The sequence below is a fragment of the Leptospiraceae bacterium genome (assembly GCA_016708435.1).
Classification (GTDB): domain Bacteria; phylum Spirochaetota; class Leptospiria; order Leptospirales; family Leptospiraceae; genus UBA2033.
This window is the reverse complement of sequence record JADJFV010000004.1, coordinates 181,704-196,616: the sequence shown is the minus strand read 5'-3', so window position 1 is coordinate 196,616 and position 14,913 is coordinate 181,704. Positions and strand designations below refer to the sequence as shown.

The following is a 14,913-nucleotide window of genomic DNA, read 5'->3' as shown; positions in this document are numbered from 1 at the left end:
CCTCAGTAGTTTCCAAAAAACAAAGGAGAAGCCTACGTTCAAGAAAAATAAAACACCTAAATAATGCAGTTACAAATTTATTGACACTCTTAGGTATAATTTTAAATTGAGAATACTCATATTGAGAGGGTATAAAGTTTTGAAAAGAACATCTTTATTCGTAACAACCATTTGTCTCACCTTCCTTTTTTCCACAGTTGCCTACTGTGAGCCAACAACTAAAAAACCAGTTCGCACTACTAATTTTACTTATAAAGATTTTGAAAGTGTAGTTCAGGCAGTAGATAAACACTACATCGACAAGAACATTGATGTAGATAGAGCTTACACAGATGCAGCAGTCTTCGCGATGATTTCGCTTCCTCACTCTTTATACCTTTACCCCGAAAGTTATTTCAAAGAAAGAGAACAATACGAAGAGAAAGATGATATTTTGCCCGGCTCCACTTTTAAATTATCGGAGTCAGACCAATTCATTGTATTTGATCCCAATTATAAAAAAATTGATGAAATCAGAAAAGCACGTGCAAAGAACGAAGCCGCAAAACCAAAACTCTCTAATGATGAACTTAAAAAAATTATTGAACGTGAACAAATCAAAAAATCAATTCTCGCATCCCGTTGGGAACAAATCAAATTTAACAAAAAAGATTTTGACAGAGTCATTACATTCATCACAGAAAATCTAAGTAAATACAAAACGCAACCTCTCAAAGATGCGTATGAATCAATGGAAGACGAGGATGAGGCAAAAGAAGAATTCAGTGTGAAAGATGTTTACCTTGCAGCGGCTAATGGCTACTTAAACTCACTCGATCCACACTCAAACGTATTTTTAAGAGAAGCATGGGAAAAATCAATGAAGTCCATTGAGGATTCTAGCTTCGAAGGAATTGGGGCAGTTCTAAGTGGTGGCGGTAACAGAGAAGTAATCGTAGAAAATCCACTCGAAGACAAACCGGCGGTCAAGGCAGGAGTGAGAGCCGGAGATGTTATCGTAGCAGTAGATGACAAAAAAACAAAAGGCGTAATGCTTGATAAAGTAGTAAAAAGAATCAAAGGTAAAAAAGGAACCGCAGTCAAGCTCACGATCAAAAGAAAAGGAGTTGCGAAGCTAATTGATATTTCGGTAGTAAGAGCTAACATCGAAATCAAAAACGTTTCCAAGCGATTGATTAAAGACCATGAACAGATCGGCTACATCAAATTATCAGGATTTGTAAAATCCAATACTGAATCATCTGACACTGAAATCAAAAATGCATTTAAAGACTTAGAGCAAGAAGCTACTCAAAAAAATACTAAGCTCAAAGCACTCGTTTTAGATCTTAGAAATAACGCTGGCGGTTACTTAGATTTAGCCATTGACATCAGCGATATGTTTATCACAAAAGGTCTTATCGTTAGCACAAAAAGCCCGAATAGAGAAGCAGATGAATCCTATGCTCGCATGAAAGACCTTACTGATCTACCATTAGCTATCTTAATCAACGCAAAGTCTGCATCTGCCAGTGAGATCGTTGCAAGCGCTATTAAACACCATGGTAGAGGACTACTTCTTGGTGAAAGAACATTCGGAAAAGCAACTGTTCAAAAGCTAATGGACCTACAAGGTAACAGTGATTATGTGCTAAAAATTACACAGTCCCGTTATTATTCTCCTTCCGGTAAAACGATTCAAGTAGTTGGAGTGGAGCCAGATATTCAAGTATCAGCAGAAGAAGATGGCAGTTTTCCATTTCAATATCGTGAAGAAAATATGTGGCATCATCTACCTAAAATTCCATCCGAAGGAAAGCACAAAGATTATTTTAATGTAGAAAAACTAAAAGATTGGGTCACAAAGAATGGAACTGGTGAAAAATATCTAAAAGACCATAAGAACGATCCAATCAAACCGGACTACCAATTGATTCGTTCCATTGACTACGTAGAAGCAATGTTGAATGCAAACCAATGAAAACTGATTTTCTAGTCATAGGTAGCGGAGTAGCAGGATTATTCGCTGCTCACAAACTGTCTGCCTATGGCGAAGTAACAATCATCACTAAAAAGTTTGACTTTGAGTCAAATACGAATTATGCACAAGGTGGAATTGCTTCTGTATTTTCAAAGACAGACAATCCTGAAAGCCATCTAAAAGATACGTTAGACGCCGGAGCTGGACTCTGCGACATTGAAGCAACTCGTATCTTAGTAGAAGAAGGACCTTCGAGAGTGCAGGAACTTGTAGACCTGGGAGTTCCCTTTGTCAAAGACAGCAAGGGAGACTTGGACTTAGGACTAGAAGGCGGACATAGAAAAAATCGAATCGTTCATGCATTTGACAGGACAGGACGTGAAGTAGAGCAGACTCTTCTTTCAACTGTGAAAGCAAATGTAAATATTAAAATCCTAGAGCATCATACTTGCGTAGATTTAATTACAGGACATCATCTTAAAAATAAACCGCAATCACAAGAAATAAGTTGTTACGGAGCTTATGTTCTAAATTCAAAGAATTCTGAAATCTTTCCAATCCTTGCCAGACAAACAATATTAGCCGCTGGTGGTGCAGGACAAGTCTATCTTCATACTACAAATCCATCTATTGCTACGGGCGATGGAGTCGCTTGCGCCTATCGCGCAGGAGCAGTCATTAAGAACATGGAATTTTTTCAATTCCATCCAACTTCACTCTATCATGAGTCCGGCGAATCTTTCTTAATCTCTGAAGCAGTGAGAGGAAAAGGTGGGATTTTAAAACGCATTAACGGTGAACCTTTTATGAAAGAATATCACCCGATGGCAGATCTCGCGCCTAGAGACATTGTTGCACGTGCGATTGATAACGAACTCAAAAAAAGTGGCGAAAGTCATGTGCTACTCGATGTAACACATTTAATAAAGCCTGAAATTATAAGTCATTTTCCATCCATTTATGAAAAATGCAAATCGCTCGGTCTAGATATTACAGAAACTCCAATTCCAGTCGTTCCTGCCGCTCATTATATGTGTGGAGGTGTGGCGACTGACGTTATGGGACGCACTAATATCAATAGCCTCTATGCTTGCGGAGAAGTTGCCTGCACGGGTGTTCACGGCGGTAACCGGCTAGCATCGAATAGCCTCTTAGAAGGATTGGTATTCTCACATAGAATTGCCGAGCACATAATTTCAGAGAAAAAAGATTTCACTCCCGAACACAAACTGATTCCAGAATGGAACAAAGAAGGATTGAAGAATACAGAAGAATGGGTTTTAATTTCCCATGATCTAAATGAAATCAAATCCATCATGAACGACTATGTGGGGATAGTTAGAAGTAACCTCCGCCTAGAGCGCGCCCATAGAAGAATTGAACTCATCTACAAAGAAGTTGTGGATTATTATAACCGAACCATTATTACGAACGCACTCCTTGAACTTCGCAACCTAGTGCAAGTGGCTGACCTTGTTATCCGCTCTGCCATGATGCGAAAAGAAAGCCGTGGTCTACACTATTCTACCGACTATCCAGAAAATCGAAACCCATCGAGAGAAGATACAGTAATCGTAAATCAAGACTTAGATTGAGATGGTTATTTTGCCATGGTTCGACATGCTAATTTGGAAGTTGCTGCTCAACATAAACGCCGGCACCGAGACACAGAGGTTTATGGAATTGTGTCAAATTTATTCATGTGCATCATTTGAAAGAGAGCTTAAGTTTTTTACATATCAAGCCGGATTGGTTCACCTGGTTTTAGTTTATTAAAATCTCTAACCTTAAAAGTCAAATGACTCCATGCATCGACTGAATAATCATCTTTGATATGAACTGCTGGTCGCATAGCAATTGGTTTTGCTTTTTGTTCATGAAGATAAAGAGAACGTCTTCCAAAAAATCTTCCATTGAATTCGGCATCTGTGACTTTCTTGGTTTTCTCACCTTTCATTTGGAACGCCAAATTACAATTATCCACTAAGAGTTTCATTTCTTCAGGATTGACAGAGATTGTGTGATCGGGACCGGGTAATTTCTTATCGAGAGTAAAATGCTTTTCGATTACGCAGGCTTCATAGCCGATTGCGATTGCGGCACCGAGTGTTCCCGCAGAGTGATCAGAAAATCCAATCGGAAAATTATACATACTAGAAAAAAGCTGAATTGTTTTTAGATTGAGATTTTCAGGAGGAGTTGGATACAAAGAAACACAATGCATCAAACAGATTTCAGAAACTTTTTTAGAATCAAGAAAATCAATAGCACGTGTTACTTCATGTAAATCAGCAGCACCAGAAGAGATAAAAAGCGGTAAACCAGTAGTAGCCACCTTTTCCAATAATTCAGAATTTACAATATCACCGGAGGCAATTTTTAAAACAGGAACTTTTAATTGAACCAATAAATCTACACTCGATACACAAAGTGGTGTAGAAAAAAATATAAGTCCTTCCTCATGAGCGGTTTTTTGAAACTCTCTATGAAAGTATTCAGATAGCTCGTATTGTTTGAAAATATCAAATAAGAATTTTGCATCTGAACTTCTGGGATCAATAAATTCCTCTGTAATATACGATTGGAATTTAACAGCGTCTACGCCTACCTTTTTTGCTGCGGCAATTGTGCGTTTTCCTACATCTATATCATTATTGTGATTGAGACCAATTTCTGCAACAAGGAAAGGTTTATGATTCTGGGAGATTCTACGTCCACTAAGATTTATTTCTGTTTTAAAATTCATTGCTCACCTTATATTTTTAATCAATCGTTAATCTATTCATCGGAATATTTGAAGAGAATGGATAATTTTTTCATCTTGCTTTTTGTTTTCCCTGCAAGAAATTTGAATTCATGAAATCTTTTTTAATCTTTTTCTCTTTATTCTTTTTATCCTGTGCTAGCACGCGTTACGTTTCCCCAAGGGAGGCAGAGCCGAGTAGAGAATGGGGACCGACTGAAGTAAGCGCCACGGTAGACTTAATGGTTGCCTCTGCACAATCATATTTTGAAACATCAAAAGAACGACCATTCATTGAATTAAACAAAATCCAAAACAAAACTTCCGAGCATATCAACACAAATATGCTTGCAAATGAAATCGCAACAAGTCTCATCAAACGTAAAATTGTTTTTGTAGACAGAAGTCAAAGAGCAGACGCGATAAAAGAAATGGAACTCAGCCAAAGAGGAATGGTGAGCGCAAACTCTGCTATTCCCACGGGTGAATTCGTTTCGCCTAACTTCAAGTTAAGCGGAGAAATAACGGATAATGTGCGTTATGTGGACGGAGAAAAAAATCAATACATAGTTGTAACGCTTCGACTCTTAAAACTTTCCACAGGTAGTATTACCTGGCAAGAGGAAAAGAAGTTTTTGAAAGTATCTAAAAACGCTACCTTCGGCTGGTAAATTAAGACATGACAAAATAGCCGTTATACGAAAAACTTGTGGTATGCCAGCAACAGTTTTACCGGATATAGACATTGACACTGAATTGAATCGTAAAGAACCGGGTGGACCTTGGAAGGTTGTTCTTTGGGATGATGATTTCCATACGTATGATTATGTAATCGAAATGCTTATGGAGATTTGTCAGATGTCAATGGAAAAAGCGTTCCAACATGCAATAGAAGTAGATACAGAAAAGAAAACCATTGTGTTTGAAGGAGAACTCGAACATGCAGAGCATGTGCAGGATAGAATTCACGCATATGGACCCGATCCACGAATGGCAGATTCCAAAGGACCGATGAGTGCGACTCTCGAACAATAAAAATAGATTGCCTTTTAAAGTAGAATTATTTTTCTCTTTAACTAATGACCTTTTCTGAATGTGATTTCAAATTGGCTAGGTCGAATCTAGAATAAGAAGTAGAGTGATGATTAATAAAAAGAAAGTAGTAGTAGTTCTGCCCGCATACAAAGCAGCCCTTACCTTAGAAAAAACTTACAAAGAAATTCCATTTGATATTGTGGATGAAGTAATCTTAGTGGACGATGCAAGTCCTGATAATACAGCAGAGGTTGCAAAGAAAATAGGTATCAAGCACGTTGTCGTTCATGAGAAAAACAAAGGCTATGGTGGAAATCAAAAGACCTGTTACAATACGGCGCTCAAACTAGGAGCGGATATTGTCATTATGCTGCACCCTGACTACCAATACACTCCCATGCTTATCACAGCGATGGCAAGTATTATCTCACTTGAACTCTATCCAGTTGTATTTGCATCCAGGATACTAGGCACTGGAGCGTTAAAGGGCGGTATGCCGCTATACAAATACTTCTTTAACCGTTGCCTTACCTTATTTCAAAATATTCTAATGGGTCAAAAGCTTTCCGAATACCACACAGGCTACCGTGCTTTCTCAAAAGAAGTTTTACTAAAAACAAACTATGAAGTTAACTCTGACGATTTCGTTTTTGACAATCAAATGATTGGACAAATCTTCTACGAAGGTTTTGAAATCGGAGAAGTAACTTGTCCTACTAAGTATTTTCCAGAAGCATCTTCTATTAATTTTAGCCGTAGCGTCAAATACGGATTAGGCGTTCTAAGCGTAAGCATCATCTACCGCCTACAAAAGATGGGACTTGGTAAGTTCAAAATTTTCGAAAAGAAACAAGCTTAATTTCCCATTGACATATTCATGAGAATACTCAAAAGTATTCTCATGAAACCAATTACATTCCTACTCCTACTCTCTCTACTCAATTGCTTTACTGTTTATAAAAAAGACGAAACTGTTCTCGAAAAAGAAACGCTTGAAACAAAGGATGTAAAGGAAGAGAGAGACGTATATGTCCTAACGCATTCTCTAACGCCGAAAGGGCTTTATTTATTTCTAGATGCATATCGTGTGGAAGAGAAAAGCAAGATTGATTTCATTCGGGAGAAATATAAAGAGAATAAAGATTATAAATTTGATGACCAATATATAAAAGGGTGTAGAGATAACGGTTGTTTGATTGTTTTGGCAATTGCGATTCCAATAACGATCTTAATCGCACCTACAATACCACTTCAGATGAGATCAGAACCGCAAGAAAGAATTCGTGAGGAAATAAAAAAAGGGAAGGTAGAAAAAATTGGAATTATTCCGACGAGTAATATTTCTTTTGCATTACTAGATCGAAAACCTTCGAAGAAATTTTCGTTTAAGAATGATAAATTATCTATTGCGATACAAATCTTAGAATTAGATTCTTTTACAGTAAAAAGTCTTCCTTATAAATTAACAAACGAAGATAATAAGAATATTCTCCTAAAAGGAGAATTTGATTTTTCTGAGCTTGCAAACAAGGATAAGGAGATAATGAGTATTATTCAATACAACAATGAAACAAAGGAATCAGCTAAGTGTAACACGCAGTATCCTGAAATGCTAAAGCAAGATTTACCTTCTAATGAACAATTCATATACAGAAAGTATTGTGGAGAGGAATCAACACCCTATTGGCAGAATTGGAATCACGAACAATGCACTGAAAGAGTGGAAAAATGTTATAAAATTACAAGACCAATTGAGTAATAAAATAAACCCCATCGTATCCTTTAACGTTCTTTTATCGGTGTGCATCGGTGGTAATCTTTTTAAATTTCTCAAAAAAAACTTGACAAAGATAATTTTAGCTATAATTATAGCTATATGATACTGATAGATGAAAATTCGATTTTACATACGGCTAATTCCAGCAAAAAGCTAAACGTGACGATTGCGGAAGCGAAGAATCATTTGCCTAAATTAATTCACAATTCAGAGACGCATGGAGTTATTCCGATTAGCCGTCATGGAAAAGTGGTCGCCTATTTAGTTTCCGAAAAAGAGTATCGCAGACTAACAACGAAGTCAAACCAGTTCACAGAAAAATTAAAAAGTTTTAGAGATAAAAACAAATTATCCTCTAAGGACATTTGGAAGGACATTCGAAGCAAAGAACAAGGACGTGAGGTTTCTTTGTGAAATTTGAGTTTGTGCTTGATACAAATATTCTTTCTGAATTTACCAAGCCAAAGCCTGACGAAAAAGTTTTACAATTCCTAGATAAAGAGAAAGATAATTTTTGTATTTGTGCGCCTGTATACCAAGAGATAGTTTTTGGAATTGAGCTTCTCCCTCCATCTAAAAAGAAAACGATGTATTTGTCTTTTCTTAAAGATGTAGTCGATGCACTCGAAGTATTGCATTACGATGAAGCCTCTGCTCGTATCCATGCAAAGTTACGAGCAGAGCTACAGAAGAAAGGAAAGATGCTTCCTTATATAGATACAGAGATCGCATCAATTTGTATGAGAGACGACGCAACGTTAGCCACAAAAAATGCACAAGATTACAAAGGAATCAAAGGACTAAAGTTAAAAGTTTTCTAAATTCAATAGTCTAATAACATCCATATTTTGAATTAGGAGCAAAGACTTTTAGTTTAATTCTTCGATTCAGTTCTCGATTCTGCTTGGTATCCTTATCAATAAGTTCAAATTTGCTGAGCCCATAAGCGGTATATTCAAGTTTGCCATTAAATAGCTTTGCCTTTGCAGCAATATAATTTCTAAAATTGGCAGCGCGTAAATGGGACAAAGCAATATTACCCTCACAAGGCTTGGGACATTCTTTTATAAGAGACTGGTAATTTGGGTCTGTCGGATTCAAACCTTTTTGAATTTTCTTTTTGCAATCAGGAAAGGTGGCATCCACATCATCTGTAAATCCAAGGATATGCAAATTGAATGCACCTTGATTGAGAGAATCGCGAAGAATTTCTAAGAGTTGGATAACTTCAATAGCAAGCTTGTCCTCATCGGGCGCTTTATATTCGCAAAGATTATAAAGTCCGCGTATTTCGAGGCTTAATTCTATTGGCTGAAAAGAACAAATCGCAGAGCTTGAAACTATTGCATTGAGTTTATCTTTCTTTATAATTATATTCTCATTCGACGAGCAGAGTTTACTAGGCGTTAGCTCCGTTATCGGACTTGATTTAATTTCTAAAACATAGCCTGCACTCTGCATTTTTTTTAGCCAATTTGTGCGCTCTGTTCTTTGTTCTTCTAATTGACCGGTGCAGCTAGAATTTAAACTATGAACAAGATCATTGCGTAGAACTCGAACTGTAGATTGGAGTTCTTCCATTTTTGCAAGAAGTGCATCGTTTGCATCAGAAGAAGAATTGTTCTTTTCAAAAAACTTATTTTTATAAAGAATAAAATCTTCCATTGTATTTACAATAGAGGAAGAATGCCATATACCCCAACTCATGTCCTGGTTTATCATTTCCCAGGAACAGTCTGAATACCCAATGCATTTTTTTACAGACTCTGCTAACAGTTTTTCTTTATCGATACTCGGTGATGCAGGGCATTTGCCTTTATCCTCTAAGCATTTATCATAGGCAGGAATGATTTGGTCAGTCAAATTTGCAGACGGAATAGAAGGTAACAGAGAGTTTTTAAGAATACTCTCAGAGACTTGTTTACAATCATCGGTATTACAAATAGCTATTCCACCAGTCATTAAGCTTTGACTAGATGATATTTTCTTTAAAAATTCGTCCTTCTTTTTTTCTAACTTTTCCAAGCCAGCTCTTTTGCCAAGTTCAGCCTCTGTTTGAAGTCCCAGGAGATTGTTGAGATTGTAGATTTTGGTCAAAGAATAATCAGAATTATCCTCTTTCAGAAATCGCAGAATAGTTCGTTTTAATAAACGATTTGATACTCCGGGAGTAGTTTCGTATTTCTTGTAAATCTTGCAACTTTCGCGTGTAATATCAATCGGGTTAATCAATTCTTTCTTTTCAATAAAGGGAATGAGTATTTCGACAAGTTGTGCCAATACTTCGGCAAGAATTTCTCTTGCAATGCTATGCATTACAATTCCAAGAGTTCCTAATTTTTCTAGATGTTTATCTAAATCTTTTTCGACTTGATTTGCATTATGGATAATTACAACAAGAAGAGACTGGGTAAACGAGAGTTTGAGCGCATAACTTATATTAACCTTACCAGTGATTAATTCTGAAATGGTTTGTTTAAATTCAATGATCTCTTTCGATACATCTTGGCCGGCTTTGATTTTCTCTTGGATTTCTTTTTTATTCGCAATCCAGGTTTTGTATTTCATTTCCCATTCATATTTTTCTTTAGAAGGCAATTTCTTTTTTTCATTTTCAGAGAGACCGAGGAGATTACCAAGATTATCCAGTTCGCTACTCCCAATTCGTCCTTCTTCTAATTTTATATTCGTAAATGTATTCTTTAACAAATCAGTTCGACTTTTTTCAAATTGGTTTTTCAAATCTCCCATTTTTCCAATATAATTTACAAGATTATCCTGATTCAAATTTAAGTTTCCGAAATCTTCGCAGATTTTTTGAACAGCTTCCGTTTCTTTCATGCGCTCTGATAGAAAGTATTCTATACGATTTTCAGTGGATTCACAGGAGAGATTTAAAATGAATAGGATACAAAGAGGAAAGAATGTTAATTTTGATTTTGCAGACATATTTGCAGATTTTTCAAATGTATTGCAAATAAAAGAAAATTTTTTATCGCTCGAAACTCTTTGTTGCAGATTTTTTTCTGACAATTAATTGTTAGCCAATGCGGGGTTAATGCAAATAAAATAATAACAATAAGCATTTCTCTAGTATGAACACTATTATTTAAAAATACAGTGTAGCTTTTCATACTAATAAATCATTGACTTTTTCAAAAAAATCAATTTACTTCTCGGTGAGGTTTTTATGTTCAAAGGCTATCACTCAATTTTCAATCTTTCAAAAGCGTTTATTTTTATAAGTTTATTTCTAACATGTCAACCACTTAAGATTGATTTGCTTTGTGATATGGATTCAAAAACTTTTCAAGCTATACTTGCATTAAAAATAATCGGGAAAGATGAAAGCTCATTCTGCGGTTACAAGCCAGTTACCAACACATCTGCCTCGGTCACAAATACACCACCATCAAGTGCTCCCACAACTCCACCCGCAACACCAACTGCGCCTAGTTCTTTTACAATAGGAGGAAGCATTACTGGTCTTACAGGGTCTCTTACTCTGACAAATAATTCTACTGATACGATAACAATTTCACAAAATGGCGCGTTTACTTTTACACGGCAGTTAGCGAATAATTTATCTTATGCGGTGACTGTAACAACAAACCCAGTCAATCAGGGATGTAGCATTGGGAATGCCTCCGGAATAGTGCAAAATGCGAATGTGACCAACATCAATATTACTTGCGCTGGTAATTCAAAAGTATTAACAGCAATTAACATCCCATCCTTAAGTATCACAGGCAGTTTCAATGGATTGGGGGTAATAATGATTGCCCCTCCGGCAACTACTAATTTAACAGGATTAATTCCTACATTCTCACATACAGGAGTATCTGTAACTGTAAACGGCACAGCCATAACTAGCGGCATATCGGCAGTAGACTTCACTAACCCAGTTGCGTTTACAGTTGTAGCAGCAGACGGAAGCACGCAGATTTACACGGTCGCAATTTATGCACCAAGAGCAATTAATGGAATTGGACTTTGGCTTCGAGCTGACTCAATGGCTTTAGCGAATGGAGCAAGTGTTAATCCATGGAATGATTCGAGTGGAAACGGGAATAATTTTCCAGGGAGCGGAGGTGCAACTTTTCAAAATGCGGTTATCAATGGTTTGCCGGTAGTTCGAGTAGCTGGTTCTGGATTCGGTCGAGGATCGGGATTTCCAACCGGATTGTATGTGGATGACAGTGGATCTTTTTTCTCGGTATCGAAATTAAATGGGGCACCGGGAGCAGCAGTATCCATTCTAACCATGGGAGGTTGCCCAAATGGAGGAAGAGGATTTATATTCTTAGCGACTACAGGAACATTATCTCTAACTAGATATTGCAATGCAGACAATCTTTATTTTAACACATCACCGGGCTTTACCAATTTTCGAATTCACTCGGTTTTACAAAATGGGACGAGCTTAGTAAATGGTTATTTAGATGGAAGCTTAGATGCGACTAATAACACGATTACCGCCCCAGGTCAGGGGTATAACAATTTTGGGAGCGGAAATTATGTTTATTATATAGCAAATTCAAGTGGGGGCACTGACTTCGGAAATATTGATATTGCAGAAATGCTTTTTTACAATGTATTTTTAAATGCGACCGATATGAAAAAAGTCCACTGTTATCTTAGCATTAAATACGCATTACCCCTAAATGGGGTAAGTTGTCCTTAGCCGCATTCAATAAATCCGATCTCTTTTCTTTTGTAAAATAGAGGATGCACGATGCAAACGATTTTCCAATTTTATCTTTTCGGGATCGGGTGCTACTTGCTCTACTTTTTTGGGAGAGGGATGCTTATGCAAAATAATCTCAGGTAATTCAAGATTACCCGTTAATAGAACTCGAATCAAACTACGAGTGCAGGCTACTGACGCATTAGACTCCTCTAACAAATCCTGCAAGTCGCGATTTTCAAGTCCGGTTGGATTGGCTGTGACACAAGAAGGACAGCCGGCTTCACATTCACACTCATCAATAATAGCGAGACAAAGTTCTAACGCATCGGTAATTTTATCGTAAATTTTCTCTGCATAACCTACTCCACCTTCATGAGCGTCGTATAGATAAAGAGCAGATTTCCACTCATTGCGAGTTACTTCGGTGAGAGAAACGTCAGTGTGTATATCAGAAACATCTGCCATACAAAGACTGGGTGCAGAGCGTTTCAAAATATAACTCAAACCATAAAGGGCTGCTTCCGAATAACGCTTGTCAACCGCTTCGACAGCTTTTAACCAGAGTGGTGGTGGATAAAGGCAAAGACCTGTTGTATCATAAATAAAAGGCGGTAAAGTAATCGGACCATAGCCAATGTTTTCATGTGAGCGCTCTTTGATTTTTTTGTAAAGCTTGGGTTGCTTATTCACATTGACTTCACCAAAATTCAACAAAGCACCTTGCACTTCTTTGGTCTCATCAATTTCAGTCATATTCAGCATGGTTTCCCAAACGGCTTCGGTGTAATAATCTACATTGACAAGATCGACTTCACAAAGTTTTTTTTCTAAGTCGAGGTTAAGCGATATATACCTACGACCTAGATGTTGGTAGATTGCATCTTTATGTAAGGCAGCACGGGCACTAATTGGATCAATTTCTCCAATGACTTTTCCATCGTAGTAGATATCAACATTGTAATCCGTCATTCCGCGAAGATTTACACCCATGGCAGGATAATTTTGCAAGTTATAACGAAAGGATTCATGATAAGGCTTTAAGGTTAAATTTTTCACAAGAACATCTACCGCCGAATCGTAAGTATCCCCTGCATAATGAGATTCTTCCATTTGAAGCGGATACTCATAGGCGGCGCAGGGAAGATGTTGTAGAATGATATATGGATTATGCGACGACAACCAGGCTTCCTCGACGGGAGCACTTGTAACAAACTCGGGATGATTCACCATATACTGATCAATCGGTGAATCCTTGGCAATAAATACGATAGACGCTCCCTTACCTTTTCGACCAACGCGTCCTGCCTGCTGCCAAAAACTCGCAAGAGTTCCCGGATGCCCAGAAAGAATACACAAATCCAAATCACCAATATCAATTCCTAATTCTAATGCGTTAGTGGAAATAATGGTATTGATTTTTCCAGAAAATAAATCTTCTTCTATCTGGCGACGCTCATTTGGTAAGAGTCCACCGCGATAAGGTTTAACCTTCGAGCGAAGATGTGGTGCCGAATCAACAACAGCGGTATACAGTCGTTCTACCTCTTGACGTGCACGACAAAAACAAATCGTGCGAATATCATTTTCAGCAGCAAAGCGTATCAATGGAATAGAAAGAGAGGCGGGACCTTTGCGATACATTTCTCCACCATTGCTTTTAAAAAGAGATGGATTCATAAAAAATATATCTCGCTTAGGACGAGGCGAAGTATCATTGTCGATAATTCGAAACGATCTTTGAAACAAAGCCTCGACATGCTCGGCCGGATTACCAACAGTAGCCGATGAACAAATAAAAATTGGATTTGCTCCATGCACACGACATATTCGTATTAGCCGACTAAATACATTTGCAACGTGCGAACCGAAAGATCCTCGATATGTATGCACTTCATCGACTACAATGTATTTCAAGCGAGAAAGAAAATTTTTCCATTTGCGATTGTGATTGGGCAAGATTCCTGAATGCAACATATCAGGATTTGTAATAATAAAATCAGCATTATCCTTTAACTTTTCCCGCTCTTCCTTTGGAGTGTCGCCATCAAAGGTTCCCATCTTTTTGCCCTTAGCCACTTCATGCATGAGTTTGCCGAGAGTTCCTTCCTGATCACGAGAAAGCGCCTTCGTCGGATAAAGTAAAAGTGTGGTAAATGGCTGTTTTGCGGTAACATAGTCATCCAAAATCGGGAGCAAAAACGAAAGCGTCTTTCCACTCGCCGTCCTAGAGACCATAAGCGTGTCTCTGCCCGACGAAATCGATTCGAACGCCGAAACTTGGTGACCGTATAATCGCTGTATACCACTACTTCCTAAAACATTTCGCAGCGATCCATGCAAACTCTGCGGAAAATCAGAATATACTCCCTCCTCCGCCGACAAAATTCTGTGTGCCTTGATATTGTCAAAATAACGATCCCGTAGAAAGGAAGAGAACTGAGAAAATTTATCCATGTAAATAGAATTTTACTACTCATTCAAAGGGTCAAGAATTTTTGGGCGCGTCTTGTTGGCTCGGCATTTTCCTTACGCATAAGCTTCCTCGATAGAAGGATCCAACAAGATCGGGCTATCCGAGGGTTCCGTTTTTCGCTCGATCGGGTATACTGCTCCCCGCTCTCACAAAAAAACCAAGCCTCTCCTATCCCTCGCGCTTGGGGTTGTTTTACTTTTTTTGGGTATGGCTTCGCTGGTTGGTATTTAGTTCT

General features: G+C 37.8%; 12 protein-coding genes. 9 read left to right on the top strand and 3 right to left on the bottom strand.

The genetic code is table 11. From position 1 onward, the window contains the following. Positions 1-139: 139 nt before the first annotated feature. Both IPH52_09135 and nadB read left to right on the top strand, forming a co-directional pair. Entirely contained in the window at positions 140-1,960 is a 1,821-nt protein-coding gene (locus tag IPH52_09135) for a S41 family peptidase (protein MBK7055203.1), read from the top strand. Continuing rightward, positions 1,957-3,555, top strand: coding sequence for an L-aspartate oxidase (gene nadB / locus IPH52_09130; protein MBK7055202.1), 1,599 nt, complete (start codon positions 1,957-1,959; stop codon positions 3,553-3,555). The genes IPH52_09135 and nadB overlap by 4 nt, the downstream gene beginning before the upstream one ends. A 137-nt stretch (positions 3,556-3,692) precedes the next feature. Here nadB and IPH52_09125 read toward each other — a convergent pair whose 3' ends face one another. Further along, on the bottom strand, positions 3,693-4,706 hold the full coding sequence (locus tag IPH52_09125; protein MBK7055201.1) for an N-acetylneuraminate synthase family protein: 1,014 nt from the start codon (positions 4,704-4,706) through the stop codon (positions 3,693-3,695). Between the two features lie 110 nt (positions 4,707-4,816). On the opposite strand from IPH52_09125, the gene IPH52_09120 reads away from it, so the two are divergent. From IPH52_09120 to IPH52_09095, 6 genes are all read left to right on the top strand, one after another. After that, entirely contained in the window at positions 4,817-5,374 is a 558-nt protein-coding gene (locus tag IPH52_09120) for a penicillin-binding protein activator LpoB (protein MBK7055200.1), read from the top strand. Between the two features lie 43 nt (positions 5,375-5,417). Continuing rightward, on the top strand, positions 5,418-5,738 hold the full coding sequence (locus tag IPH52_09115) for an ATP-dependent Clp protease adaptor ClpS (protein ID MBK7055199.1): 321 nt from the start codon (positions 5,418-5,420) through the stop codon (positions 5,736-5,738). A 106-nt stretch (positions 5,739-5,844) separates the two neighbouring features. After that, positions 5,845-6,597: a glycosyltransferase family 2 protein gene (locus IPH52_09110; GenBank protein ID MBK7055198.1), complete on the top strand. Its 753-nt coding sequence runs from the start codon at positions 5,845-5,847 to the stop codon at positions 6,595-6,597. Positions 6,598-6,639: 42 nt separating this feature from the next. Continuing rightward, on the top strand, positions 6,640-7,497 hold the full coding sequence (locus IPH52_09105) for a hypothetical protein (GenBank protein MBK7055197.1): 858 nt from the start codon (positions 6,640-6,642) through the stop codon (positions 7,495-7,497). A 117-nt stretch (positions 7,498-7,614) separates the two neighbouring features. Beyond that, on the top strand, positions 7,615-7,929 hold the full coding sequence (locus IPH52_09100; protein ID MBK7055196.1) for a type II toxin-antitoxin system Phd/YefM family antitoxin: 315 nt from the start codon (positions 7,615-7,617) through the stop codon (positions 7,927-7,929). Beyond that, complete coding sequence (locus tag IPH52_09095; GenBank protein ID MBK7055195.1) at positions 7,926-8,336, top strand: PIN domain-containing protein; 411 nt, start codon at positions 7,926-7,928, stop codon at positions 8,334-8,336. The genes IPH52_09100 and IPH52_09095 overlap by 4 nt, the downstream gene beginning before the upstream one ends. A gap of 10 nt (positions 8,337-8,346) precedes the next feature. Here IPH52_09095 and IPH52_09090 read toward each other — a convergent pair whose 3' ends face one another. Then, complete coding sequence (locus tag IPH52_09090; protein MBK7055194.1) at positions 8,347-10,548, bottom strand: hypothetical protein; 2,202 nt, start codon at positions 10,546-10,548, stop codon at positions 8,347-8,349. Between the two features lie 259 nt (positions 10,549-10,807). Between IPH52_09090 and IPH52_09085 the strand changes: the two genes are divergently transcribed. Continuing rightward, positions 10,808-12,199, top strand: coding sequence for a hypothetical protein (locus IPH52_09085; GenBank protein MBK7055193.1), 1,392 nt, complete (start codon positions 10,808-10,810; stop codon positions 12,197-12,199). A 6-nt stretch (positions 12,200-12,205) separates the two neighbouring features. Here IPH52_09085 and IPH52_09080 read toward each other — a convergent pair whose 3' ends face one another. Then, positions 12,206-14,659, bottom strand: a complete 2,454-nt coding sequence (locus IPH52_09080) for a DEAD/DEAH box helicase (protein ID MBK7055192.1) — start codon at positions 14,657-14,659, stop codon at positions 12,206-12,208. Positions 14,660-14,913: the final 254 nt, after the last annotated feature.